Consider the following 24,096-nt stretch of genomic DNA (forward strand, 5'->3'; position numbering starts at 1 on the left):
CACCGCACCCGCGATCAAACGCAACCCGTTTTTCTGTGTTTGCAAGCCGGTGCTTGTCAACTCAGTGCGAATCGCGCTCGCGCTGCTTCAGCTCATTGAGGAGTTGCTCGAGGTGCGTCGGCAGCCTGGCTTCGGGCCGCAGGCTCTGCTGGAGCCGTTCGCCCACCGCATCGCGGATCGAGCGGCTGGTGCGCCGGTCGATTTGCTCGCTATCGTCGGCGAAAAGGCTAACCATCGCAGAGTTCCGTGTTCTCAAAGAAGCGACACGGTACCAAGTCCTTGGCCCCCAAATGGTTTCGCCACTCGCGGCGATTGCGCGGCATTCTAGCAAAAATTGTGTGAAGCCGCGCAATATCCTCCGAATACAAAGCCCCGGCGCTCGGGGACGCCGGGGAAGGTACCTTGGGGGCTCAGGTATCTTTGGAAAGGTGCTGTCGGGCTCAGTAGCAGCGGTTGATCATCCGCCAGCGGGGTCCCCAGGGAGTCGGGACCAGCCGGCGCACATAGCAGCCGCCATAGCCGTAGGAGACGGGAGCATAGAAGCGCGGTCCACCCCAGCCGTGGCCGTTGTGCCAGCCACCGCCGCCGTGCCAGCCGCCGCCGCCACCATGCCAGTGCGCGGAGGCGGAGGTCGGCGCCAGCGCGGCACCAAGCGCAACCGCGGCGACGGCGGCGAGGGAAAGTTTCCTCAACATGGTGATCTCCTCAAATCTGTTGGCGCGGGGCTATCGCGTCGATGGAAAGGCCGCCGAAACGGTCTGCCTCTGAAAGAGGCTTTGGTTTCGATGGCCCGAGGTTATCCGAGCGAGGCTGAACCAAACCCTGACGAGGCCTTCAGAATGGGTTCATCTGGGTGAAATCATTGTAATCCACGTTGGACTTCCAACCCTGAAAGGGGGACCCACCACGCGTCCGCAATGGATGGGAAGGAGACCACGGAAGCTAAGCTTCGCGTCTGCCTTGAGTGCTACGGTCATATAGAGTCTGCCATGGTCGATCCTCAGTCACACCAGGAAGGGGCCTTCGCGTGATCACCGTTTGGGGCGGACAGACCTCGCGATCGATCCGGGTCGTATGGGTGCTGGAGGAGATGGGCCTTCCCTACCGCGTGCGGCAGGTGGACATGCTGGCCGCCAAGCAGGACCCCGAGTTCCTGGCGGTCAACCCCGCTGACTACATCCCGGCGATCCAGGACGGCGACGTCGTCATGGTGGAGTCGATCGCGATCATGGAGTACCTGATGGCCCGCTACGGGCCGACGCCGCTGGCGCCCGCGCCGCAGGATCCCACGTTCCCCGCCTACCAGCAATTTCTGCATCTGGGCGAAGCCGGTCTCGCGACCCTGATGATGCCCGTCGTCGTCAGCCGCTTCATCGCGCCCGATGCCGAACGGGAGAACTGGGGCGCGACCTGGTGCCTGCAGTCGTTCCAGAAGCGGCTAAAGCTTGTCAGCCAACGGCTTGCCGACTCGTCCTACCTTGCCGGCGAGGCTTTCACAGCAGCCGACATCTCGGTGACCTACGCCCTGAACCTGGGCCAACGGAACTGCGGGATCACCCTCGGCGACGCCGAACAGGCCTATCTCGCCCGCACCACCGGCCGCGACGCCTACAAGCGTGCCATGGAGCGTTCGCACGAAGGGGTGAACACCTGATTCCCGTTTCGTCCGCGAATCGAGACACGAGAGGTCAGCACTCAACGTCATGGGGTCGAAAGCGGCCCTAAGCCCGACGCCGACGTTCGGACGCCCAGATCGCCGCCATCTACAAGTATCGGTTCAGGTGAACACTCGCCCTCGGCCTGCGGCGAAGCGCCCGCGAGCCCGTTTGGGCGGTCGCTTGCCGTATCGCGAAGGCGCCGATATAAGCCCGGCAACTCCGAACCACTGTTTTCTCTTCAAGGACAACATCATGGCCATCGAACGCACCTTCTCGATCATCAAGCCCGACGCCACCGCGCGCAATCTCACCGGTGCGGTTAACGCCGTGATCGAGAAGGCGGGCCTGCGCATCGTCGCGCAGAAGCGTATCCGCATGACCAAGGAACAGGCCGAGACCTTCTATGCGGTCCACAAGGCGCGCCCCTTCTTCGGTGAGCTCGTGGAGTTCATGACGTCGGGCCCCGTGGTCGTCCAGGTGCTGGAAGGCGAGGGTGCCGTCGCCAAGTATCGCGACGTGATGGGCGCGACCGATCCGTCCAAGGCGGCTGACGGCACCATCCGCAAGCTCTACGCAAAGTCGATCGGCGAGAACTCCGCGCACGGCTCGGATGCGCCGGAGACCGCCGCGATCGAGATCGCGCAGTTCTTCTCGGGCAACGAGATCGTCGGCTGATCCGTCAGCCGATAAGGTAACGAGACGCGGCGAAAGGACGTAGTGTGAACTGGCTCTGGCAGATCTTCGATCCCGCTACGATCGGGGCATTCTTCACCCAGTTCCGCGTTGAGATGGCCGAACCGACCTTTTGGGTCGCGGTCGGCAAGATCATCTGGATCAACATCCTCTTGTCCGGCGACAATGCGCTGGTGATCGCGCTTGCCTGTCGCGGCCTCAAGCCGCGGCATCGGCTGTGGGGCATGATCCTCGGTGCGGGCGCCGCGGTGCTGCTGCGGATCATCTTCACGGGGATCGTCGCGAGCCTGATGGAGTTGCCGTACCTCAAGCTGGTGGGCGGCCTCGCGCTGATCGTGATTGCGGCCAAGCTGCTGGTGCCGGAGCAAGAGGACGAGGACGGCGTCGAGTCGGCGTCGCATCTGTGGCAGGCCGTGCAGATCGTCGTCGTTGCCGACATCGTCATGAGCCTGGACAACGTCATTGCGGTGGCCGCGGCCGCCAATGGCAGCGTGCCCTTGCTGGTGCTCGGTCTTGCCATCAGCGTGCCCTTGATCGTCGCCGGCGCGGCGCTGATCATGGCGCTGCTCGCAAAGCTGCCGGTTCTGGTGTGGGCCGGCGCGGCGCTGCTCGGCTGGATCGCGGGCGAAGTGATCGCGACCGATCCCGGCATCGCGCCGAGGCTGCATGCGCTGTTCGACGGTCCGTTCGGCGCTTCGCTCGACAACATGCTCGGCGCCTTGCGCATCCCGCCGCAATTCGCCCATGGCGGCGGAGGCGGCGAATATCTCTGCGCAGCTCTCGGCGTCGTTGTCGTGCTGGTCGTCGGCTCCATCTGGCGCCGCCGCAGCATGAGCGCGGCCGCGCTGGAGTCCTCCGAACGCCACGTCAAGGCCTCGGCGGAGTAGATCTATCTTTTGAGCATGATCTCTTGGGAAAAGCGCTAGCGTCGGACGATCGAGCCGGCGCGGTTGATCAGGCGGGCGAGCGCGCGGAAGCGGCTGCCGACTCGATCCGCGACGAGATCGCCGAGGCGGTGCTCGAACACCAGCAACAGCTTGCGGCCCATGCTGCGGAAATGCGTCGCGGGCAAGACGCCCGGACGCGCCGCCGAGATCAGATGTGCGACGCGGAAGGCCGCGCCCAGCAGGCGGGCGCGTTCGAGCTGCGCCGGCGTCAGCAGCTCCTGCATGGCGACCGGCGGCTGGTTCTCCTCGCTGAGGCCCGCATAGCGATAGAACACGGACAACCCGACGAAGGCGCGCTCGGTGTGGGTGATCGCGCCGAAATTACCGTTGACGACGAGGCTCAGCGTCTGCTCGCCGCGATGGTCGGGATGCACGCGCCACCCGATGTCGGACAGCAGGCACGCGGCGTGGCGCAGGCGGCGGTCTTCTTCGGTCTCGCGCAGCTTCACCACGCGCGCGAGGCGGTCGGTCCAGGCGATCAGCTCGCGGGCGTGCTTTGCCGAACGCGACAGCAGCTGGTTCAGCTCCTCGGCCGCGCAGATCAGTCCGTCCTTGTTGCGCTCGGACTCCGGCAGCTTCTCGTGCAGCAGGCCCTCGCGCACGCCGAAGGTCGAGAACACGATGGTCTTCGGCTTCGCCACCCGGATGATGTGCTCGAGCACCAGCGCCGCATAGGTGAGGAGCGGACGCCGGGCATCGGCGACGATCTCGATGTCGGCGAGCATGCCGGCGGCCGCAAGCCGGCGGAGACGACGCGAGAAATCGAGCGCCTCGGCCGCCGAAATCGAATAGCCGTGCATCACCTGCAGCGGATAGCCGCTCTGGATGATGTGGATGCGCGCAAGCGCGCGCCAGGTGCCGCCGACCGCGTAGAAGCTGCGGCTGCTCCCCGCCTTGAGCTGCGGCACCCCATCGAGCGCTTCGCGCACGATGCGGTCGGCGCGTTTCAGGGATTTATGCGCGAGGTCCTGCAGCGCGAGGCCGCCGAGCGGCAGCGTCACGCCGCTGCGCACGGTGTTTTTGCGCACGTCGATCAGTTCGAGCGAGCCGCCGCCGAGGTCGCCGACGATGCCGTCAGGATGATGGATGCCGGAGATCACGCCAAGCGCCGACAGCCGCGCCTCGCGCGGGCCCGACAGGATCTCGATCTTCACCGCGCAGATGCGCTCGGCTTTCGCGATGAAGTCGGCGCCGTTGGAGGCATCACGGCAGGCGGCGGTCGCAATCGCAAACACCCGCCCGACCTGCATGACCCGGCACAGCGCATGGAAGCGCTTGAGCGAGGTCAGCGCCTTGTCGACGGCGTCGGGCGCAAGCAGTCCCGTGCTCTGCACTTCGCGCCCGAGGCCGCACAGCGTCTTCTCGTTGAAGATGGGAATGAGGCTCCGCGTCAGTCCCTCGTAGACGACGAGACGGACCGAGTTGGAGCCGATGTCGATGACCGCGACGCTCGAGCCGCGCTTGCGCGGCCGCTTCACGTCGACGATCCCGGATCAGGATTGATGACGTTCATTACGGCGCGTGAGGCGGCGCGGCGAGGATTCCTTGAGCGACTTACCACGGCCAGACAGACTCGGATTTGTCATGAAGTAGTTGTGGACGTTGAAAGGCTCCTCGCCCTTCGCGGTCTTCATACGCGTTGAGGACCCGTCCGGCAACAATTGCCAGCTCTGTTCATTGTCCTTGAGATTCGCGACCATGATCTGTTCGAGAACCTGCTGATGCACCGTGGGATTCTGCAGCGGACACAGCACCTCGACGCGGCGGTCGAGGTTGCGCGGCATCATGTCGGCTGAGGAGATATACACAGCCGCTTTCGCGCTCGGCAGGCCCTGGCCCATGCCGAAGCAGTAAATTCGGCCGTGTTCGAGGAATCGTCCGATGATCGACTTGACGCGGATGTTCTCCGACAAGCCGGGAATGCCGGGACGCAGGCAGCAGATACCGCGCACCACGAGTTCGACCTGCACGCCGGCCTGTGAGGCCTCGTAGAGCGCGTCGATGATGTCGGGGTCGACCAGCGCGTTCATTTTCATCCAGATCGCAGCAGGCCGGCCGTGCCGCGCATGCGCGGTCTCGCCCTGGATGTGCTCGATGATGCGCTTGCGCAGGGTCAGCGGAGACACCGCCATCTTTTCCAGATCGCTCGGCGCAGCGTAGCCGGTGATGAAGTTGAACACGCGCGCGGCGTCGCGGCCGATGGTCGGCTCCGAGGTGAAGTAGGAGAGGTCGGTGTAGATGCGCGCGGTCACCGGGTGGTAATTGCCGGTGCCGGTGTGGACGTAGGTCGTGAGGCTGCCGCCCTCGCGCCGCACCACCATCGAGAGTTTCGCGTGGGTCTTCAGTTCGAGGAAGCCGTAGACGACCTGCACGCCGGCGCGTTCGAGGTCGCGCGCCCAGCGGATGTTGGCCTCCTCGTCGAAGCGGGCCTTCAGCTCGATCAGCGCGGTGACGGATTTGCCGGCTTCGGCGGCTTCCACGAGCGCGCGCACGATCGGCGAGTTGCTGGAGGTGCGGTAGAGCGTCTGCTTGATGGCGACGACGTCGGGGTCGCGCGTCGCCTGCTGGAGAAACTGCACCACGACGTCGAAGGATTCGTAGGGGTGATGGACGACGAGGTCCTTCTGCCGGATCGCAGCGAAGATGTCGCCGCCTTGCTCGCGCACGCGCTCGGGATGGCGCGGCACGTAAGGGGTGAATTCGAGATCGGGCCGGTCAAGGCGGGTGAGCTGCGAGAGCTCGTTCATGGCGAGCACGCCATCGACCAGGAACACCTCGTCGTCGGCGGTCGACAGCGCGTGCTGCACGAAACTGCGCAGCTGCTCCGGCATCTTGGCGTCGATCTCGAGTCGGATCACCGAACCGCGGCGGCGGCGCTTCAGCGCGGTCTCGAACAGGCGGACGAGATCCTCGGCCTCTTCCTCGATTTCGAGTTCGGAGTCGCGGAGGACGCGGAAGGCGCCCTGGCCGTGAAGATTGTAGCCGGGGAACAGGCGGTTGATGAACAGCGCGGTGGCCTGCTCCAGCGAGATCAGCCGGACGACCTTGCCGTCAGCCGGCAGACGGATGAAGCGGTCGATCTTGCCGGGCATGCGGATCAGCGCGTTCATCTGCTTGCCGTCGGCGGCGCGCGTGAGCTGGAGCGCGATGGTGAAGCCGAGGCTCGGAATGAACGGGAAGGGGTGGGCCGGGTCGATCGCGAGCGGCGTCAGCAGCGGGAACACGTTGCTGAGGAAGTAGTCCTCGACCCAGGTTCGTTCCGCCTTGGTGACCTCCTTGCCCTCGACCAGCACGATACCCTCGTCGGCGAGCGTGCCGCGCAGGTCGCGCCAGATTGCCTGCTGGTCGGAGGCAAGCTGCGAGACGGTCCGGTTGATGAGCGCGAGCTGCTCGGACGGGGTCAGACCGTCGGGGCTGCGCTCAGCAATACCCTCGCGCACCTGGGCCTTGATGCCGGCGACGCGGACCATGAAGAACTCGTCGAGGTTATTCGCTGAAATCGACAGGAATCGCACCCTCTCCAGCATGGGGTGGCTGGGATTGACCGATTCCTCCAGGACGCGGCGGTTGAAGTGCAGCCAGGAAAGCTCGCGATTGATGAACCGCTCGGGGCTCGATGCGATCGCCGGCGGGCCTTCGGCTTCCGGGGCTTTTTCTTTAACTTCAACAGCTTGCGCAGAATCCATCAGAAGTCGGTCCATCCAGTTCGCCCCAATTTGCGACTTACGCGCAAAACCCGCGGGAGCATGTGTTAGAGCGATGACGTTTCGATGACATTGATGTTCCGCCGCCCGGCCGCGTCAACCCGCCTTGGTCAGACATCCCGGAGCAGCTCGGCCGCCAGGGCCCGGGTGACGGGGCGGCCGAGGCGCAAGGCCTCGCTGTCCAGCAGGTCCACAGCCCGTCGGGCGGCGGCCGAGGACCGCTCCAGGCGAGTGGCGAGGTAGCTGACCACGCTCTCGTCCACCGCGAGCTGGCGGTCGGCGCAGAACTTGACGATCAGGCCGCGGAAGAGCTGGTCGTCGGGCGGCAGCAGCGAGACAACGGGGACGGCGCGGAGCCGCGAGCGCAGGTCGGCGAGCTCGATCTCGAGAGACGCGGGCACCTCGCGTCCGGTGAAGAGGACGTAGGCGCCGTCCTCGCGGGCCAGATTCATCAGATGGAACAGGGCGCGCTCGTCGAATTCCCTGGCTTTGGGATCCTCGACCACCAGCGCGCCGGTGGCGAGCGCAGCCGGGACGGCCTCGGCGGTCAGCCCATTGGCCGTGGTCGAGCGGGCGCCTGAAGCCTCGGCCCAGATCGCGGCGAGATGGCTCTTGCCGCTTCCTTCCGGGCCGGCCAGCCACATGATTCGGTTCGGCCATTCCGGCCAGGCGTCGATGAGGGCAAGACCGGCGGCGTTGACGGGGCCTTCGAGGAAATTGTCCCGGCTCAGGCTCTCCGCATGCGGAAGCGAAAACGCCAACTGTCGGGGATGAACGCGGCCTGGCACGCTTGCTTTGCTCCGTGCCGGCGTGCCGGCTTCGTTTGACGAGATGCGACCTAATCGAGCGGGAGTTGGCCTTTTACGGGGCCGCTCCCAACTCACTTGGCCTCGATCGTGCTCATGTGCCGCAACCATTCGACAAGATAGAGCGACACGGAGGAGAGCGTGAAGACCGTGACGAGGCCCATCAGGATTATATCATAAGGACCGGGTTTGAAGCCGAAGGCGAGGGCGGCCAGCACCAGCGCCGCGAACGCCACCTGGGCCACAGTGTTGAGCTTGGATACCTTTGAGGGCTTCATCTCCACAGGTCGGTCGAACAGCCACGATATGATCACGGCGGCGACGATCATGATGTCGCGCGAGACCACCAGGATGACGATCCAGCGCGGAATCGCGCCCCAGATGCCGAGCGCCATGTAGATCGAGACCAGCAGCGCCTTGTCGGCGAGCGGGTCGAGCAAGGCGCCGAGCTCGCTCGTCATGTTGAAGCGCTTGGCAAGGAAGCCGTCGACCGCGTCGCTGATACCGGCGATCAGGAATACGGCGAACGCCACCTCCATTTGGCTCGACACGATGGCCCAGACGATGATCGGGACCAGCATGATGCGGCCCAAAGTAATGATGTTCGGTATACTCACACGGCGCTTCCCGGCACCCGGCCTGACCTCGAATTCGGCCCTTTGGAGGCTGAACCGGTTGATATCTCTACATAGTATACGGCGGCGCGCCATGCGAGCCATTGCGCGTCCCCGGAATTCGACGTAACCAGCCGCAAACCCACTGGAAATCGGGCATGACCGACCGCAAAAACGGCCTCACTTACGCCGATTCAGGCGTCGATATCGATGCGGGCAACCGCTTGGTCGACCTGATCAAGCCGATGGTGCGCGCCACCGCACGGCCCGGCGCCGACGCCGAAATCGGCGGATTCGGCGGCCTGTTCGATCTCAAGGCGGCCGGTTTCAAGGATCCCATCCTGGTGGCCGCGACCGATGGCGTCGGCACCAAGGTCAAGATCGCGATCGAGACCGGCCTGCATGGCGGGATCGGCATCGACCTCGTCGCCATGAGTGTCAACGACCTCGTGGTGCAGGGCGCCGAGCCGCTGTTCTTCCTCGACTATTTTGCCTGCGGGAAGCTCGATCCGGAGGCGACCGCGTCGATCGTCGCCGGTGTCGCCGAAGGCTGCCGCGAATCCGGCTGCGCCCTGATCGGTGGCGAGACGGCCGAGATGCCCGGCCTCTACAAAGACGGCGACTACGACCTCGGCGGCTTTGCCGTCGGCGCCGCGGAGCGGGGCACGCTCTTGCCGCGCAAGGACATCGCCGCCGGCGATGCCGTGATCGGGCTCGCTTCGTCGGGCGTGCACTCCAACGGTTTCTCGCTGGTGCGCAAGATCGTGGAACAATCCGGCCTCGGCTTCGGGGCGCAGGCGCCGTTTGCGCCCGTCATGACGCTCGGCGGCGCGTTGCTGACGCCGACGCGTCTCTACGTCAAATCCTGCCTGCGCGCGATCCGCGAGACCGGCGCGGTGAAGGGGCTTGCCCACATCACCGGCGGCGGCTTCACCGACAACATTCCGCGCGTGCTGCCGAAGCATCTCGGCGTCGGTATCGATCTGGCGCGCCTGCCAGTGCTGCCGGTGTTCAAATGGCTGGCCGCGCAGGCCGGCATCGCCGAGCTCGAAATGCTGCGGACCTTCAATTGTGGGATCGGCATGATCGCGATTGTCGAGCCGGACAAGGTCGAAGAGGTCGTGGAGATCTTCACTGACGCCGGTGAGACCGTGGCACAGCTCGGCAGCGTGATCCCGGCCGAGGGCGAGCACCGCGTCGTCTATAACGGCCATCTCGACCTGGCGCTGTAATGACCGGCGCTGTAATGAAACGCCGCGTCGCCATCCTGATTTCCGGCCGTGGCTCCAACATGGCTGCGCTGATCAAGGGCGCGGCCGCGCCGGATTTTCCGGCGGAGATTTCGCTCGTCATCTCGAACAAGGCCGATGCGCTGGGGCTGGAAAGGGCCAAAGCGAGCGGCGTGAAGACGCTGGTGATCGAAAGCAAGCCGTTCGGCAAGGACCGCGCCGGCTTCGAGAAGGTGCTGCAAGCAGCACTCGATCAGCACGGCATCGAGCTGATTTGCCTCGGCGGCTTCATGCGCCTGTTCACGGCCGAATTCACCAAGGCGTGGTACGGGCGGATGCTCAACATTCATCCCTCGCTGCTGCCGTCCTTCCCCGGTCTCGACCCGCACGGCCAGGCCTTGCGCGCCGGCGTCAAGCTGTCCGGCGCGACGGTGCACTTCGTGATCCCCGAGACCGACGCCGGCCCAATCGTGATGCAGGGCGCGGTTCCCGTCAGCGACGACGACACGGCGGACACGCTGTCGGAGCGTATCCTTGAAGTCGAGCACCGCATCTATCCCGCAGCACTGAGCCTGCTCGCGACCGGCAAGGTCCAGATCGAGGGCGATGTGTGCAAGACCGCGGGCAGCGGGCCGTCGGAGAATTTTCTGGTTTCGCCGTTGGTGCGGTGAAGCGCCGTCGCACTCGGAATACTTCTCATTCCACAAAAACCCCCGGCAGAGCCGGGGGCAACGTCATGATCTCTTGCGCAGACCGCGAGAGAAATCAGGAAACCTTGAGGTTCTCCGCGGATGCCTTGCCGCGGTTCTCCACGAGATCGTATTCAACCACCTGATTTTCATTGAGGGTCGAGAGTCCGGCGCGCTCGACGGCGGAGATGTGGACGAAGACGTCCTTGTCACTGCCGTTCGGCTTGATGAACCCATAGCCCTTGGTCGGGTTGAACCATTTGACGGTGCCCTTTTGCGGCATCCTCAGTCTCCTCCGCTAGATACAAAAACGACGCGGCCGCTTTTCGCGTGCCACGCCACAAACGGGCTTCCGGTAGTCTGTTCGAGTCTTGAGTCTCAAAGTCGCGAAACGCACAGTCGAGCGGCCAATTCCGATTGTGTCCGATATTGCAACATGAAAATCGCCCGTTAGCAAGCCGCGCGCGAATTTCAAGACTTCGACCCGAGTGCCCGTCCGCAATTTGCGACCTGTGGCCGCGGAACCACAATCGGAAGCAATGCCTTTGCCGGGACGCGCCAGCCGGTTGACCCTCAGTAACAGTTCGGAACAAATCGCGGCACGCGTGCGCCGCTCCTGTTGCTTTTTTGCGCGCCGCCCTTTGCTTCAGGATTTGTCGCCATGTGCTGCATTTCGCAGCCCTCAGAGACACGGCAGGCGATCAGGCTGAACCGCGTCCGCTGGATCGCGGCTGCCGTGGCGTTTGCTCTCATCATGGTACTGTCGACGACATCAGGCTTTGCGCAGAGTCCCACGCCCACGCCGACCCCGACACCCACGCCGTCACCGACGCCGATTCCGATGCCAATTCCGATGCCGACCGCGACCAATTACGACCAGTCGGCCGGCAACAGCTCGCTCAATCTCGGCTCGAATTTCCTGGAGCGGCTCGGAAACCAGGCATCTGGCGGCGTCAACCGGGCGTTTCGGACCAATCCCGGCGGCGGCGGCGCGTCGGCGAGCACGGAAGACCCGCGCTACCGCACCTGGTTCGAGGGTTATGGCATCTCGGTCCGGACGGATGCGCAAGGAGACTTTGTCGGCGACAAGCGCAAGACGTTTGGCGGTGTCGCAGGCTTTGGCGCGCGGCTCGCGCCGGGTGTCAATCTCGGCTTCTCCGTCGACCAGAGCCACACCGATATCGACGTGCCGCTCGCACTTCAGTCCGCCACGCTGGATCTGACGCAACTCGGCTTCAGCGGCTCGGTCGACAAGGGCCCCTGGACCTGGGCCTTCGCGGTGGTGCACGGCTTCGGCAAGGTCCGCTCCAGCCGGGATACTGGCCTGGGACTTGCGACCGCGGGTTATCGCGCCGCAATCGACGGCGCGCTGACCGAGATCAGCTATTACTGGACCAAGGACCACATGCGCATCGTGCCCAAGGGCGCACTGGAATATGTCCGCGCCACCAGCGTCGCGTTCCAGGAGGTTGGCGGCCTCGATCCACTCAATGTCGGCTCGACGGCGCTCTCGCGCGCGCGCGTCATGATCGGAGCCGAGATCGGGCGCTACTTCATCTTCGACCAGAAGATCCTGGACCTGTCCGCCTACGGCAAGTTCGTCGACAATTTCTATCAGAACCTGGGATCGGTGCAGGTCAGCCTCGGGACCCAGAGCATCGTCGTGCCCGGCATCGGCGAGAGCCGCTACGGTACGGATGCAGGCGCCTCGGCCTCGCTCAGCCTGACCAACACGGCGCGGCTCTACGTCAACTACGACGGCAAGTTCCGCAACGAGCTGACGTCGCACCAGGGCACGGTCGGCTTCGAATATCGGTGGTGAAGCGAAGCCTGCCCGCGTCGGCCCAGAGGAGGATCCCGGAAAACTGCGAAGCGGTTTTACGAAAGCATCATGCTCGAGCTTTAAGTCGGCATTGCCGCGACATAACCCGTCAATCCAAAGGCCGCGCGCGCGGCCGTCATCATCGGCGCCAGCGCGTTCGGGTGGATGAACTCGTCGCGGAAACAGGGATGGATCTTGGGATCGAAGATTTTCTTCAGCCAATCGACCACGATCTTGTGGCGCTCGGAGGCGCGGAACTCCTTATGATAGGTGAGCCAGAGATCGGCGTGGTGGCTGACGCCGAGATCGACGGCAACCAGCGGGGCGCCGAGCGCGATCGAAACCGTCGGCAGGAATCCGATGCCGGCGCCGCGCTCCACCGCATAGAGCACGCCGACCGAGGAGTTGGTCTTGATCCCGACGATGCCCTCGAGCGACTTCAGTCCGAGCACGCGGGCGTAGGCGCCGTCGTCGACCTGCGGGGCGCTCTGCTTGATGATGCGGTGGTTCTTCAGCTCGGCCAGGGTCGCGGGCACGCCGTAGAGGTTTTCGTACTCCTTGGAGACGAAGGGATAGATGTGCAGGCGGCCGAGCTTGGCGACGATCAGATCGGGATTGGTCGGCGGCTCGAGCTGGATCGCGATATCGGATTCGAGCCGCGCGACGTCGGCCTGTTCCATCGCGCAGCGCAGGTCGACGGTGATCTTGCGATAGGTTTTCTGGAAATCGATCAGTCGCGGCAGAATCCAGAAATTGCCGGGGCCTTCCGTCACCGCGACGCGCACGGTGCCTGACATATCGTTCGACGATCGCGAAGCACGCCGGAACACATTGAAGGCATGACGCTCCATGTGCGCGACGTCGGCGATCATCGCGCTGCCTTCGTCGCTGAGCGTGAGCCCGCTCTGGTCGCGCAGGAACAGCTTGCAGTCGATGCTCTCTTCGAGCCGGTCGATCCTGCGCATCAGGGTGGTGGAGGTGAGCCCGAGCTCCTCGGCGGCGTTGCGGAAGCTTTTATATTTTGCGCAAGCTAAAAACAGTTTCAAATCGTCCCAGGACATGTCCAGGGTTTCTTCACGGTGCTGCATCACCGCAGCACCCCGGTGCAATAACTGCTGCATACGCCTGATCCCCAGCCGCTAAGCTCATCGCCATAGCGGGGCACGAAAGCCGCGAACGATAGAGGGGCGACATGAGTATGGAAAGGGGCTCGTTTGCCGCAAGGCATGATTTCGACGCGCTGCCGCTCAGTCCGGATGTCGACGTCCGTCGCGCCAAATTTTCCGAAATCGCCGCGCTTTCGCAGTTGGCGCACCGGCTGGTGCCGGGCGTTCGGATCGGGGCGACTGAGCTTGCAAAATATTTCGCCTTCGATCCCGAGAGCATCCTGACTTTCAGCCGGAAGGGCAACCTTGTCGGCGGCATGGCCTTCCTGTTTCTCAACGATCGCGGGCATGATGCGTTGCTGCTCGACGAGATCTGCCTCACCGCGCCGGAGACGCGCTATCTCGCGTCCGCGAAGGAAGACGTTTCCGCTATCTACATCTGGGCGATCGCGGCGACGGGGCGCGGCGTCGCCGGTCTCGGCAAGGCCGCGGCTCATCTTAGACAGCTAAGGTTTCGCAACGCGGATTGCTATGCGCAGCCGTCAACCGTGGCCGGCCGCGACATCATGAAAGCGACAGGCTTCGAGCCTGTTCCAAGCTTCCAACCCGACCTCTGGTGCTACGAGCGGCCCTGGCATCGGCAGCCGATGCGCATGCCGAGCGCGATCATCCAAGCAAGGAGTTTTGCAGATGCACGGTACTAGGATTCCTCTCGCCAAGCCCGATTCCCGCGCCATCACCATTCGCCTCGCGCGCGATCTCACCGATCTCATGCTGGTCACCTCGATCCGCTCAGCCGTCTATCTCGCCGAGCAGGATTGCCCGTTCGATGAAGAGTTCGACGGCAACGACATGGTTGCCGCGCATTTCATCGGCTATGTCGGCAACGAGCCTGCGGGCTGTCTGCGGGTGCGGTTCTTCGGCGATTTCGCCAAGGTGGAACGGCTTGCGGTGCGGCACCAATACCGGCGGTCGCGCGTCTCGTTCAAGCTGGTACAGGCGAGCGTCGACTATGTGAAGCGCAAGGGCTTTCGCAAGATCTACGGCCAGGCGCAGGACCGGCTGGTCGATTTCTGGGCCCATTTCGGCGCCAAGCCGCTTGGTCACAATCGCAAGATCACATTTTCCGGCTTCTCCTACACAGAAATGCTGCTGGAGATCGAACCGGGTCCGGATGCCATTACGCTGGACAGCGATCCTTACGTGATCATCCGCCCCGAGGGCGATTGGGACCGGCCGGGCGTGCTCGACGCCTCGGCAGGACGGGCTGTGACGTCGCCGCTGCGGGACGTCGCGCTCGCTGGTCGTTGAAACTGGTGCAGCTGCGCGCAAAACCATGCTGGTTTCCATCACAGACGATCCGCCGATCCTGGTCTGCACGGATCTCCAGGTCGAATATCTGACCCCCGGACGTCGCCACGTCATCCTCGACGGCGATGCCGCAACGGCGCGCTGCGTGGAACTGCTGACGTTCTGGCGCGACAATCTCTGGCCGGTGATGCATCTGAAGCGCATCGCGCAGGCGGCCTGGTTCAATCCGGCATCCAAGCTGACCGATTGGATCGCGGAGGCGAAGCCGCGGCCGGGAGAAATGACCTTCGAGCACCCGCTGCCGTCGGCCTACAGTTCGGCGCGGTTTGTGGACTACATGTCCAATATCCGCAATGTCCGTTGCGTGCTCGCGGGCTTTTCCCTGGACGAAACCGTCCTGGCCACCGCTATTGACGGGTTTCACCGCAGTCACCGCTTCCAGGTGGTGGCCGACGCGGTGGCCTGCCGGCAGCCGGGGACTGGCGATGCTGCCGCCTACAAGCATGCGGTAGTGAATGTGATCGGGAATTTTGCTACAATCCAGTCCAGCGCCGAACTGATCAGAACCAGCGGCGCCGTTGCGGTGTAGGCGGCCGCGATCGACGGATGGAGTGGGACATTGTCACGGGGAGATCAGCTCGAGGAGCTGGCAAGCGACCTGTCGCGTGCCGCCGAGGCGGCACGCCGTCTTGGTCTGCCAACGACGGTGTATCTGCTCTCGATGGCGCTGGTGGAGGTGCGGGAGGCCGCTGCCGCCGATAGCGATGGGAATGACGACGGTGCGGCGTGACAGCTGCCCGATGTGCGGCTTTGTGCAACGCAGCTGAGCGCTTCCTGCCGACGAATTGACGTTGCAAGTTTTGCGCGGTGGCAATAGCCAAGGAGCTGGATCATCGAGTGATGACGCTGGCCGCGCCGGCGACGTGACGCTTTCAAGGATTCCTGCAAATGTCCATGCTGCCCAATTCGCAAGAGGCCCGGGATGTGGCCTACCAGCTCCATCCCTACACCAACGCGCGCGCCCATCAGCAGGCCGGTCCCCTGGTGATCGAACGCGGCGAGGGGCCTTACGTGTTCGATGCGTCAGGCAAGCGCTATTTCGAGGCGATGGCAGGCCTGTGGAGCGTCGGACTCGGCTTCAACGAGAAGCGGCTGGTCGACGCCGCGCACAAGCAGATGCTGGCGCTGCCGTTCTATCACACGTTCTCCGCCAAATCGCACGGGCCCTCGATCGATCTCGCCGAGAAGCTGGTCGCGCTCGCGCCTGTTACGATGAGCAAGGTGTTCTTCACCAATTCCGGCTCGGAGGCCAACGACACTGTTCTGAAGTTGATTGCCTATCGTTCCAATGCGCTCGGCCAGCCACAGCGCAAGAAGGTGATCAGCCGGATGCGCGCCTATCACGGCGTCACCATCGCGTCCGCCAGCCTCACCGGGCTGCCGAACAACCACCGCTCTTTCGACTTGCCGCTCCCGAACATCCTGCACACGGGCTCGCCGCATTTCTACAAGGATGGCGCGCCCGGGGAGAGCGAGGAAGCGTTCGCGACGCGGCGGGCCGAGGAACTCGATGCGCTGATCCAGAAGGAAGGCCCGGACACGATCGCTGCGTTCTTCGGCGAGCCGGTGATGGGCGCGGGCGGCGTCATCGTGCCGCCGGCGACCTATTGGGACAAGATCCAGAAGGTGCTGAACAAGTACGACATCCTGTTGGTCGCCGACGAGGTCATCTGCGGCTTCGGCCGCACCGGCAAGATGTTCGGCTGCGAAACCTACGGCATCAAGCCCGACGCCATCGTGGTCTCCAAGCAGATCACCTCGAGCTATTTCCCGCTGTCGGCCATCATGATGAACGATCGCATGTTCGAACCGATCGCCGACGAGAGCAACAAGATCGGCGTGCTCGGCCACGGCTTCACCGCGGGCGGCCATCCGGTCGGCTCGGCGATTGCGCTCGAGAATTTGAAGATCATCGAGGAGCGGGGCCTGGTTGCGCACGCCGCCGAGCTCGGTGGCTACATGCAAGGCAAGCTGCGTGAACTCACCAGCCATCCACTGGTGGGCGAGGTCCGCGGTGTCGGCATGATCGCTGCGATCGAACTGGTGCTGGACAAGGCGCGCAAGACCGCAGCGGCAACGCCGGGCGCCGTCGGCGGCATGGCCAGCCGCATGCTGCAGGAGCGCGGCGTTATCTCGCGCAACATGCTCGATGCCATTGCCATCTGCCCGCCGCTGATCGTCACCAAGACTCAGATCGACGAGCTGGTCGCGGCGATTTCAGGTGTGCTGGACGACATGAAGCCGGAAGTGGCGAAGCTGACGCCGGCGTAGGGACGGCGCTTCACGCGTGAGCGTAGCGCTCTATCACACCCCCGGTGTCGTCCTGGCCTAGTGCGCAATTGCGCACTAGGCCAGGACGACATCGGGAGGCATCGGGGCTATTCCGCTCGCTGAACCCCGATCACGCGGCCTTTCTCGACCGCCAGCGCCAGCTCGCCGCGCTTCAGTTTCAGGGCGGCCTCGCCGAACAGCTCGCGGCGCCAGCCGCGTAGCGCCGGCACGTCGGCCTCGTCGTCGGCCGCAATCTCCTCGAGATCGTCGACGGTCGCAATCACCTTGCTGGCGACCGCATGGCGCTCCGCGGTCATGCGCAGCAACACCTTCAACAGTTCGACGATCGCGGCGCCATTGTTATTGTTGCGCGGCTTTTCCAGCTTCGGCAGCGTGGCGTGATCGCGCGCCAGCCCGCGCTCGACAGCGGCGACGATGTCGGCGCCCCATTTGGATTTCTCAAAACCCTTCGGCACGGAGCGCAGGTTTGCGAGCTTCTCGATCGTGTTCGGCGCATGGGTCGCGATGTCGCTGACGGCCTCGTCGCGCAGCACGCGGCCTCGCGGCACGTCGCGGCTCTGCGCCTCCTGCTCGCGCCAGGCGGCGACCTCCATTAGGACCGCAAGGTCCTTGGGCTTGCGCACCCGCGTCTTGAGCCGTTCCCAGGCGCGCTCGGGATGGAAGTCGTAGGTCTTGGGCGAGGTCAGGACTTCCATCTCGATCGAGACCCATTCGCTGCGCCGGCGCTTTTTAAGGTCGGCATCGAGCGCTGCGAACACGTCGCGCAGATGCGTGACGTCGGACACGGCGTAGTGCATCTGCTCCTTGGTCAGCGGCCGGCGCGACCAGTCGGTGAAGCGGTGGGTCTTGTCCGGGCGGTGTCCGGTGACCTTCTCGACCAGGGCGTCGTAGGCGATGCTGTCGCCGTAGCCGAGCACCATGGCCGCGACCTGGGTATCGAACACCGGGTGCGGGATGATACCCGCCTGGTGCCAGATGATCTCGATGTCCTGGCGGGCGGCGTGGAACACCTTCAACACGCCCTCGTTGCCCATCAGCTCGAAGAACGGCTTGAGGTCGATGCCCTCGGCCAGGGTGTCGATGACGATTGCTTCCTCGGCGCTGGCCATCTGCACCACGCACAGCAGCGGGTAATAGGTGGTCTCGCGCAGGAACTCGGTATCGACGGTAATGACGGGGTGCTTGGCCAGCCGGCTGCAGGCAGCCGCAAGGTCAGCGGTGGTGGTAATCAAATCCATGAACGGCCCATGACAAGTCCATCAGCCGTTCTGCCGAAAGCGCTGTGATGTCAAGGGGCTCGAAGCGAATTCGAGCCTTGCATTTGGACCGGAATCGCATTTTCCGACGAAAATCCTATTCGTAGCGGACCCGCCGGGAGGGTTTGCGCGCGCAGGGCAGTGCCACCACGACCACGCACATGGCGACCAGCGCCAGCCCCAGGAACTCGAAAACCAACAGATCCACGGCAAAATCCCCCAGCAACATTGCTAAACTTGTCGGGGGCGAATTGAGGGTCTGTTAATTCTCGTGGTTACCGGCGGCGGGTCGGGCCGGATGGTGGACGGGGGGTTAACGGCCGCGGCATGCTATGCAGGCGTCACGGCATCAGGCGTCAGGTCATGAGCTTCGGCAGGGCGGCCGCCAAGGCGTCCACGGCGGCGCGAACTTTCGGCGGCATCCGGGGCGAGCGTGGCCAGAGCGCGTGGCAGTCGTAGAGAAATCCCGGCTGACCGCTCAACAGAGTGACGAGTGTACCGGCGCGTAGGCGTTCGCGGACTAGCCAGTATGGCAGCCAGGCCAGTCCCATCCCCTGTGACGCGGCGTCCGCGATCGCGTCGAGATCGTCGAGCCTGAGCCTTCCCGCCGGCACGATTTCGCTCGGAGGCTGGCCCTCGCGGGGAAACAGCCACGGCCGGACGCGTCCGGAGCGGCGATAGATGATCGCCTGATGCTGGGCAAGATCGTCGAGCGATTTCGGCTTGCCGTTGGCGCGCAAGTACGAGCGCGTGCCGCACACCACCATGCGCTGGCTTGCGATGCGCCGCGTCATCAGGCCGGATTGATCGTGTAGATCGCCGGTCCGGATCGCAAGATCGTAGCGGCCCTCGATGATGTCAGCGATCGGGTCGCCGAACGAGAGATCGAGCTCCAGATGGGGATATCGTCGCGCGAGCTTCATCAGCAAGGGGGCGATGCAGTGCCGGCCCAGCAGGGCAGGCATGGTCACGCGGAGCCGGCCACGCGGCTCGGACAATTCGTCGGAAGCGACGGCGTCGGCGGCCACGGCTTCAGCGAGCACAGTGCGGCAGCGCTCGTAGTAGGCTTGGCCTGTCTCGGTCAGGCTCTGGCGCCGTGTGGTGCGGTTGAGGAGGCGGACGCCGAGGCGCTCCTCGAGGAAACGAACGTGCTTGCCGACCATTGGCGCCGACATTTCGAGCGCATCGGCGGCAGCGGCGAACGAGCCTACATCAACCGCCTTGACGAAGACGGCCATGCTGGTCAGGCGGTCCATGATTGCAAACTCCTGGTTTCGACTGTTCACCCCTCTGCACGCTTTATCCGGCGCCGCCCGGTTGGCATAGCTCCATTGAATTCAATTGTTTTGGATGTGTTCATGGCGCGCGTCGTTCGCTTCCACAGACATGGTGGCCCCGAGGTGCTGCGCATCGAGACCGTCGACGTCGCGCCGCCAGGGAGGCGCGAGGTGCAGATCAGGGTCAAGGCGCTCGGGCTCAATCGCGCGGAAGCGCTCTTGCGGAAGGGGACCTATATCGAGACCGCGACCTTTCCGTCCGGCCTCGGTCTCGAGGCCGCCGGCATCGTCGAGGCGATCGGCGAAGGCGTGAGCGGCTTCTCGCCGGGCGAGGTCGTCAGCATCGTGCCGCCCGTGTCGATGGTGCGATGGCCGGCTTATGGCGAGCTCGTCACGTTTCCGGCGGAGTTCGTCGTGAAGCACCCGCCCGAGCTCGGCTTCGACGCCGCGGCCGCGGTATGGATGCAATATCTGACGGCGTTCGGCGCTCTGGTCGATATTGCTGGGCTGGAGCGAGGGGAGTCCGTAGTCATCACCGCGGCGTCGAGTAGCGTCGGGCTTGCAGCGATTCAGATCGCGAACCGGATCGGTGCGATCCCGATTGCAGTGACGCGAACCTCGATCAAGCTGCAGGCCCTGCGCGATGCTGGCGCCGCCGACGTTATCGCCTCCGTGGAAGAGGACATCCGGTCACGGCTGCAGGACATTGTTGGCTCAAACGGCGTTCGCGTGGTGTTCGACGCGGTCGGCGGTCCCATATTTGGGCCGCTCACCGCCGCGATGTCGCCGGGTGGCGTTCTCATCGAATATGGCGGCCTGAGCCCAGAGCCAACGCCGTTTCCGCTGGTCAACGTACTGACCAAGAGCCTGACGCTGCGCGGCTATCTCGTGCACGAGATCATCCGCGACCCCGCGCGGCTTGCTAAGGCGAAGACCTTCATCCTCGACGGGCTGCGGGACGGCGCATTGCAACCGATCATCGCCAAAACGTTTCAGTTTGAGGAGATCGGCGAAGCGCATCGCTTTCTGGAGTCAAACGAGCAGTTCGGCAAGATCGTGGTAACGATCTGAGCGAATGATCGTCTTGAACAAACGATTTCGGCACCCCCGCATCTGGATTAGGCCTTCGGCTCGTCCACGTGCGCACCGAGCTTGCCTCACGTCCCGCAGAACGTCTGCAGCACCCGCTGCTCCGGCAGCGGCGGATCGGCGTAGGCTGCATAGTCCGGCTGGCCCTCGAACGGTTTAGCCAGCACCTTCACGAATTCCTCAAACGGCGTGTAGTCGTCATCGTTGACCGCGGCCTGGATCACGGCCTCGACGCGGTGGTTGCGCGGGATGAACATCGGGTTGACGGCGTGCATGGCGGCTTGCCGTTCGGCTGCGGTTTGCGGCTCCAGCGCCGTGCGCTCGTGCCAGCGCCTGGCCCACTCGTCGAACGCCGCGGGGTCCATGAATTGCGCGCGTGCATCGTCAGCAGCCGGATCGCCAGCGGCGTCGCCGAGTTTGCGGAAGGTGAGGGTGAAGTCGGCCTGGTTCTTGGCCATGGCGTCCAGCAGGTCCTGGATCAGCGCGTCGTCGCCGTCGCGCTCCGTGAACAGGCCGATTTTCTTGCGCAGGCCCGCCTGATAGGCGTCGCTGAACGTGTCGGAGAAGGCGCCAAGAATGTCCTGGGCCTCGGCGACCGCCTTTTCCTGATCCTCGGAAAACAGCGGCAGCAGGCATTCGGCAAGCCGGGTCAGATTCCACAGCGCGATGCGCGGCTGGTTGGCATAGGCGTAACGGCCCATCTCGTCGATCGAGGAAAACACTTGCGACGGATTGTAGGCGTCCATGAAGGCGCACGGACCGTAATCGATGGTCTCGCCTGATATCGATGAGTTGTCGGTGTTCATCACGCCGTGGATGAAGCCGACCAGCAGCCAGCGTGCGACCAGATCGGCCTGGCGTGCGACGACGCCACCGAGCAGCGCGTGATAGGGCCGCTCGGCGCCGAGCAGCTCCGGATAGTGCCTGGCGATGACGTGGTCGGCGAGCCGGCGAATGGCATCGGTGTCGCGGCGGACGGCGAAGAACTGGAAGGTGCCGACGCGGATATGGCTCGAGGCGACGCGGGTGAGCACCGCGCCGGGCAGCGCGGTCTCGCGGATGACGTGCTCGCCGGTGACGACGGTAGCGAGTGAGCGCGTGGTGGGAATGCCCAATGCGAACATCGCCTCGCTGACGATGTATTCGCGCAGCACCGGCCCGAGCGCGGCACGGCCGTCGCCGCGGCGGGAGAATGGGGTGGGACCGGAGCCCTTGAGCTGGATGTCGCGGCGGATGCCGTCCTTGTCGATGACCTCGCCGAGCAGGACCGCCCGTCCGTCGCCCAGCTGCGGAACGAATTGCCCGAACTGGTGGCCGGCATAGGCCATGGCGATCGGATCGGCGCCGGCGGGAACCGTCTTGCCGGCCAGGATTTCGGCGCCCTCAGGGGTTTCCAGCACATCAGGATCCAGCCCGAGCTGGACCGCCAGCGGCCGGTTCAGCTTGATCAGCCGGGGCGCTGCCACCGGCGTCGGTGCGACCCGGGCGAAAAAGCTGTCCGGCAGCGCCGAATAGGAGTTCTGGAACGGGAAATGGACTGTCATGGCCTCAAGATAGGCGTGGAACGCCTGATGGCAAAGGCTTGAGCCGAGATTGGGCAAAAATGGCCACTTCCAGCCGAAAACGGGCCGTTCCCTTGGTTGCCGCCCCCGTCCTGCCGAGGTAAACCCTGCCGCAACTTTGAACCTGCCGTTTCGGCGGTTCGATTCGATCCTCCGACATTGAATTTGGGACGACCATGCATCGCTACCGGTCACATACATGCGGCGCGCTCCGCGAGAGCAACATCGGGGAGACGGTCCGCCTTTCAGGCTGGGTCCATCGCGTTCGCGACCATGGCGGCGTGCTGTTCATCGACCTGCGCGACCATTACGGCCTGACCCAGTGCGTAGTCGATCCGGACTCGCCGGCGTTCTCGCAGGCCGAAAAGCTGCGTTCGGAATTCGTGGTGCGGATGGACGGTAAGGCCCGTCGCCGCCCCGAAGGCACCGACAATGACGATCTGCCGACTGGCAAGATCGAGATCTATGTCAGCGAGATCGAGGTGCTGGGCCCGGCCGGCGACCTGCCGCTGCCGGTGTTCGGCGACCAGGAATATCCTGAAGACATCCGCCTGAAGTACCGCTTCCTCGATCTGCGTCGCGAGAAGCTGCACCAGAACATCATGACGCGCGTCGAAATCATCAAGTCGATGCGTCGGCGCATGGAGGGGCAGGGCTTCTTCGAGTTCAACACGCCGATCCTGACCGCGTCCTCGCCGGAGGGCGCGCGCGACTTCCTGGTGCCGTCGCGCATTCATCCCGGCAAGTTCTATGCCCTGCCGCAGGCGCCGCAGCAGTACAAGCAGCTCTTGATGATGTCGGGCTTCGATCGCTACTTCCAGATCGCGCCCTGCTTCCGCGACGAGGATCCACGCGCGGATCGTCTGCCGGGCGAGTTCTACCAGCTCGACGTCGAGATGAGCTTTGTCACGCAGGACGATGTCTTCGCCGCGATGGAGCCTGTCATCACGGGTGTGTTCGAGGAGTTTGCCAAGGGCAAGCCGGTGACCAAGGGCTGGCGCCGGATTCCGTTCGCGGAAGCCTTGCGCAAATACGGCAGCGACAAGCCGGACCTGCGCAACCCGATCGAGATGCAGGACGTCTCCGAACACTTCCGCGGCTCCGGCTTCAAGGTGTTCGCGCGCATGTTGGAGGACCCCAAGAACCAGGTCTGGGCGATCCCGGCGCCGGGTGGCGGCTCGCGCGCCTTCTGCGACCGCATGAACTCCTGGGCGCAGGGCGAAGGTCAGCCCGGCCTCGGCTACATCATGTGGCGCGAGGGCGGCGAAGGTGCCGGTCCGCTTGCCAACAACATCGGTGCTGAGCGCACCGCCGCGATCCGCGCGCAGATCGGCGTGAAGGAAGGCGACGCCGCCTTCTTCGTCGCCGGCGATCCCGACAAGTTCTGGAAATTTTCAGGGTTGGCCCGCAACAAGGTCGGCGAGGAGTTGAACCTCACCGACAAGGAGCGGTTCGAGCTGGCCTGGATCGTCGACTTCCCGATGTACGAGTACAACGACGAGGACAAGAAGGTCGACTTCTCGCACAACCCGTTCTCGATGCCGCAGGGCGGTCTCGATACCTTGAAGGGCCAGGACCCGCTGACCATCAAGGCGTTCCAGTACGACATCACCTGCAACGGCTACGAGATCGCCTCGGGTGGCATCCGCAACCACGTGCCGGAAGCGATGGTGAAGGCGTTCGAGATCGCGGGCTATGGCGAGCAGGAAGTCGTCGATCGCTTCGGCGGCATGTACCGCGCCTTCCAGTACGGCGCCCCGCCGCATGGCGGCATGGCCGCCGGTGTCGACCGCATCGTCATGCTCTTGTGCGGCACCAACAATCTGCGCGAGGTCTCGCTGTTCCCGATGAACCAGCAGGCCATGGACCTCCTGATGGGCGCACCGTCGGAGCCCAGCCCCAAGCAGCTCCGCGAGCTGCACGTGAAGGTGAGCCTGCCGCAGAAGTGAGGCTGTCTCCACCGCGTCATTGCGAGCGAAGC

At 64.4% G+C, this 24,096-nt stretch carries 24 protein-coding genes; 13 read left to right on the forward strand and 11 right to left on the reverse strand.

Features of this window, described 5'->3' with window-relative positions; all coding sequences use genetic code 11:
• Positions 1-61: 61 nt before the first annotated feature.
• The gene (locus IVB13_RS38095) at positions 62-235 is read right to left on the reverse strand and encodes a hypothetical protein (protein ID WP_007609361.1); all 174 of its coding nucleotides are present in this window, start codon (positions 233-235) and stop codon (positions 62-64) included.
• A 205-nt stretch (positions 236-440) separates the two neighbouring features.
• A complete protein-coding gene (locus IVB13_RS38100) occupies positions 441-695 on the reverse strand; it encodes a sulfur globule protein precursor (RefSeq protein ID WP_247368370.1) in 255 nt (84 codons plus the stop codon).
• 332 nt (positions 696-1,027) lie between these two features.
• On the opposite strand from IVB13_RS38100, the gene IVB13_RS38105 reads away from it, so the two are divergent.
• From IVB13_RS38105 to IVB13_RS38115, 3 genes are all read left to right on the forward strand, one after another.
• Positions 1,028-1,654, forward strand: coding sequence for a glutathione S-transferase family protein (locus IVB13_RS38105; RefSeq protein WP_085352938.1), 627 nt, complete (start codon positions 1,028-1,030; stop codon positions 1,652-1,654).
• 256 nt (positions 1,655-1,910) lie between these two features.
• Positions 1,911-2,333, forward strand: a complete 423-nt coding sequence (ndk, locus tag IVB13_RS38110) for a nucleoside-diphosphate kinase (protein ID WP_018456271.1) — start codon at positions 1,911-1,913, stop codon at positions 2,331-2,333.
• 44 nt (positions 2,334-2,377) lie between these two features.
• Positions 2,378-3,238: a TerC family protein gene (locus tag IVB13_RS38115; protein ID WP_085352939.1), complete on the forward strand. Its 861-nt coding sequence runs from the start codon at positions 2,378-2,380 to the stop codon at positions 3,236-3,238.
• A gap of 35 nt (positions 3,239-3,273) precedes the next feature.
• Here IVB13_RS38115 and ppx read toward each other — a convergent pair whose 3' ends face one another.
• The 4 genes from ppx to IVB13_RS38135 form a co-directional block, all read right to left on the reverse strand.
• Positions 3,274-4,776, reverse strand: a complete 1,503-nt coding sequence (ppx, locus tag IVB13_RS38120; protein WP_018456273.1) for an exopolyphosphatase — start codon at positions 4,774-4,776, stop codon at positions 3,274-3,276.
• Positions 4,777-4,791: 15 nt separating this feature from the next.
• Positions 4,792-6,984, reverse strand: coding sequence for an RNA degradosome polyphosphate kinase (locus IVB13_RS38125; protein WP_026233127.1), 2,193 nt, complete (start codon positions 6,982-6,984; stop codon positions 4,792-4,794).
• Positions 6,985-7,112: 128 nt separating this feature from the next.
• Positions 7,113-7,790, reverse strand: coding sequence for a DnaA/Hda family protein (locus IVB13_RS38130; protein WP_085352943.1), 678 nt, complete (start codon positions 7,788-7,790; stop codon positions 7,113-7,115).
• A 92-nt stretch (positions 7,791-7,882) separates the two neighbouring features.
• Positions 7,883-8,425 carry a CDP-alcohol phosphatidyltransferase family protein gene (locus IVB13_RS38135; RefSeq protein WP_026233129.1) on the reverse strand — a complete coding sequence of 181 codons (543 nt, stop codon included), beginning with the start codon at positions 8,423-8,425 and terminating at the stop codon, positions 7,883-7,885.
• A gap of 155 nt (positions 8,426-8,580) precedes the next feature.
• Between IVB13_RS38135 and purM the strand changes: the two genes are divergently transcribed.
• The gene (gene purM, locus IVB13_RS38140; RefSeq protein ID WP_085352944.1) at positions 8,581-9,654 is read left to right on the forward strand and encodes a phosphoribosylformylglycinamidine cyclo-ligase; all 1,074 of its coding nucleotides are present in this window, start codon (positions 8,581-8,583) and stop codon (positions 9,652-9,654) included.
• A 14-nt stretch (positions 9,655-9,668) separates the two neighbouring features.
• Positions 9,669-10,322 carry a phosphoribosylglycinamide formyltransferase gene (gene purN, locus IVB13_RS38145; RefSeq protein WP_085352946.1) on the forward strand — a complete coding sequence of 218 codons (654 nt, stop codon included), beginning with the start codon at positions 9,669-9,671 and terminating at the stop codon, positions 10,320-10,322.
• Positions 10,323-10,416: 94 nt separating this feature from the next.
• On the opposite strand, the gene IVB13_RS38150 is transcribed toward purN, so the two are convergent.
• Positions 10,417-10,623, reverse strand: coding sequence for a cold-shock protein (locus tag IVB13_RS38150; protein WP_007591938.1), 207 nt, complete (start codon positions 10,621-10,623; stop codon positions 10,417-10,419).
• A gap of 378 nt (positions 10,624-11,001) precedes the next feature.
• On the opposite strand from IVB13_RS38150, the gene IVB13_RS38155 reads away from it, so the two are divergent.
• Positions 11,002-12,162: an autotransporter outer membrane beta-barrel domain-containing protein gene (locus IVB13_RS38155; protein ID WP_085352948.1), complete on the forward strand. Its 1,161-nt coding sequence runs from the start codon at positions 11,002-11,004 to the stop codon at positions 12,160-12,162.
• 80 nt (positions 12,163-12,242) lie between these two features.
• Here the strand turns inward: IVB13_RS38155 and IVB13_RS38160 are convergent, their stop codons facing one another.
• Positions 12,243-13,283, reverse strand: coding sequence for a LysR family transcriptional regulator (locus tag IVB13_RS38160; protein ID WP_018456281.1), 1,041 nt, complete (start codon positions 13,281-13,283; stop codon positions 12,243-12,245).
• A 71-nt stretch (positions 13,284-13,354) separates the two neighbouring features.
• Here IVB13_RS38160 and IVB13_RS38165 point away from each other — a divergent pair, with 71 nt between their 5' ends.
• The 5 genes from IVB13_RS38165 to IVB13_RS38185 all read left to right on the forward strand — a co-directional run bounded on the left by IVB13_RS38165 (position 13,355) and on the right by IVB13_RS38185 (position 16,910).
• Positions 13,355-13,972, forward strand: a complete 618-nt coding sequence (locus IVB13_RS38165) for a hypothetical protein (protein ID WP_026233132.1) — start codon at positions 13,355-13,357, stop codon at positions 13,970-13,972.
• The gene (locus tag IVB13_RS38170; protein WP_247492591.1) at positions 13,959-14,579 is read left to right on the forward strand and encodes a GNAT family N-acetyltransferase; all 621 of its coding nucleotides are present in this window, start codon (positions 13,959-13,961) and stop codon (positions 14,577-14,579) included. Before IVB13_RS38165 ends, IVB13_RS38170 begins: the two co-directional genes overlap by 14 nt.
• Positions 14,580-14,604: 25 nt before the next feature.
• Positions 14,605-15,168, forward strand: a complete 564-nt coding sequence (locus tag IVB13_RS38175; protein WP_085352950.1) for an isochorismatase family protein — start codon at positions 14,605-14,607, stop codon at positions 15,166-15,168.
• Between the two features lie 30 nt (positions 15,169-15,198).
• Positions 15,199-15,369, forward strand: coding sequence for a hypothetical protein (locus IVB13_RS38180; RefSeq protein ID WP_007609402.1), 171 nt, complete (start codon positions 15,199-15,201; stop codon positions 15,367-15,369).
• A 158-nt stretch (positions 15,370-15,527) separates the two neighbouring features.
• Positions 15,528-16,910: an aspartate aminotransferase family protein gene (locus tag IVB13_RS38185; protein WP_018456285.1), complete on the forward strand. Its 1,383-nt coding sequence runs from the start codon at positions 15,528-15,530 to the stop codon at positions 16,908-16,910.
• A 107-nt stretch (positions 16,911-17,017) separates the two neighbouring features.
• Here IVB13_RS38185 and rnd read toward each other — a convergent pair whose 3' ends face one another.
• Both rnd and IVB13_RS38195 read right to left on the reverse strand, forming a co-directional pair.
• Positions 17,018-18,169: a ribonuclease D gene (gene rnd, locus IVB13_RS38190; RefSeq protein WP_018456286.1), complete on the reverse strand. Its 1,152-nt coding sequence runs from the start codon at positions 18,167-18,169 to the stop codon at positions 17,018-17,020.
• Positions 18,170-18,543: 374 nt separating this feature from the next.
• Positions 18,544-19,443, reverse strand: a complete 900-nt coding sequence (locus IVB13_RS38195) for a LysR family transcriptional regulator (RefSeq protein WP_085352952.1) — start codon at positions 19,441-19,443, stop codon at positions 18,544-18,546.
• Between the two features lie 102 nt (positions 19,444-19,545).
• Between IVB13_RS38195 and IVB13_RS38200 the strand changes: the two genes are divergently transcribed.
• A complete protein-coding gene (locus IVB13_RS38200) occupies positions 19,546-20,535 on the forward strand; it encodes a zinc-dependent alcohol dehydrogenase family protein (protein WP_247368347.1) in 990 nt (329 codons plus the stop codon).
• Positions 20,536-20,621: 86 nt separating this feature from the next.
• On the opposite strand, the gene IVB13_RS38205 is transcribed toward IVB13_RS38200, so the two are convergent.
• On the reverse strand, positions 20,622-22,097 hold the full coding sequence (locus tag IVB13_RS38205; RefSeq protein ID WP_247368344.1) for a protein adenylyltransferase SelO: 1,476 nt from the start codon (positions 22,095-22,097) through the stop codon (positions 20,622-20,624).
• Between the two features lie 194 nt (positions 22,098-22,291).
• On the opposite strand from IVB13_RS38205, the gene aspS reads away from it, so the two are divergent.
• Complete coding sequence (gene aspS, locus IVB13_RS38210; protein WP_247368723.1) at positions 22,292-24,064, forward strand: aspartate--tRNA ligase; 1,773 nt, start codon at positions 22,292-22,294, stop codon at positions 24,062-24,064.
• Positions 24,065-24,096: the final 32 nt, after the last annotated feature.

It is taken from the genome of Bradyrhizobium sp. 17, assembly GCF_023073515.1.
Lineage (GTDB): Bacteria > Pseudomonadota > Alphaproteobacteria > Rhizobiales > Xanthobacteraceae > Bradyrhizobium > Bradyrhizobium canariense_D.

Bases quoted from the DNA above. Each gene is read 5' to 3' on its own strand.
- IVB13_RS38095 (WP_007609361.1), bottom strand. From the start codon at position 235: ATGGTTAGCCTTTTCGCCGACGATAGCGAGCAAATCGACCGGCGCACC.
- IVB13_RS38125 (WP_026233127.1), bottom strand. From the start codon at position 6,984: ATGGATTCTGCGCAAGCTGTTGAAGTTAAAGAAAAAGCCCCGGAAGCC.
- IVB13_RS38200 (WP_247368347.1), top strand. From the start codon at position 19,546: ATGGCGCGCGTCGTTCGCTTCCACAGACATGGTGGCCCCGAGGTGCTG.
- ndk (WP_018456271.1), top strand. From the start codon at position 1,911: ATGGCCATCGAACGCACCTTCTCGATCATCAAGCCCGACGCCACCGCG.
- purN (WP_085352946.1), top strand. From the start codon at position 9,669: ATGAAACGCCGCGTCGCCATCCTGATTTCCGGCCGTGGCTCCAACATG.
- aspS (WP_247368723.1), top strand. From the start codon at position 22,292: ATGCATCGCTACCGGTCACATACATGCGGCGCGCTCCGCGAGAGCAAC.
- IVB13_RS38205 (WP_247368344.1), bottom strand. From the start codon at position 22,097: ATGACAGTCCATTTCCCGTTCCAGAACTCCTATTCGGCGCTGCCGGAC.
- IVB13_RS38165 (WP_026233132.1), top strand. From the start codon at position 13,355: ATGAGTATGGAAAGGGGCTCGTTTGCCGCAAGGCATGATTTCGACGCG.
- IVB13_RS38155 (WP_085352948.1), top strand. From the start codon at position 11,002: ATGTGCTGCATTTCGCAGCCCTCAGAGACACGGCAGGCGATCAGGCTG.
- rnd (WP_018456286.1), bottom strand. From the start codon at position 18,169: ATGGATTTGATTACCACCACCGCTGACCTTGCGGCTGCCTGCAGCCGG.
- IVB13_RS38175 (WP_085352950.1), top strand. From the start codon at position 14,605: ATGCTGGTTTCCATCACAGACGATCCGCCGATCCTGGTCTGCACGGAT.
- IVB13_RS38185 (WP_018456285.1), top strand. From the start codon at position 15,528: ATGTCCATGCTGCCCAATTCGCAAGAGGCCCGGGATGTGGCCTACCAG.
- IVB13_RS38170 (WP_247492591.1), top strand. From the start codon at position 13,959: ATGCACGGTACTAGGATTCCTCTCGCCAAGCCCGATTCCCGCGCCATC.
- IVB13_RS38195 (WP_085352952.1), bottom strand. From the start codon at position 19,443: ATGGACCGCCTGACCAGCATGGCCGTCTTCGTCAAGGCGGTTGATGTA.
- IVB13_RS38150 (WP_007591938.1), bottom strand. From the start codon at position 10,623: ATGCCGCAAAAGGGCACCGTCAAATGGTTCAACCCGACCAAGGGCTAT.
- IVB13_RS38100 (WP_247368370.1), bottom strand. From the start codon at position 695: ATGTTGAGGAAACTTTCCCTCGCCGCCGTCGCCGCGGTTGCGCTTGGT.
- IVB13_RS38160 (WP_018456281.1), bottom strand. From the start codon at position 13,283: ATGCAGCAGTTATTGCACCGGGGTGCTGCGGTGATGCAGCACCGTGAA.
- purM (WP_085352944.1), top strand. From the start codon at position 8,581: ATGACCGACCGCAAAAACGGCCTCACTTACGCCGATTCAGGCGTCGAT.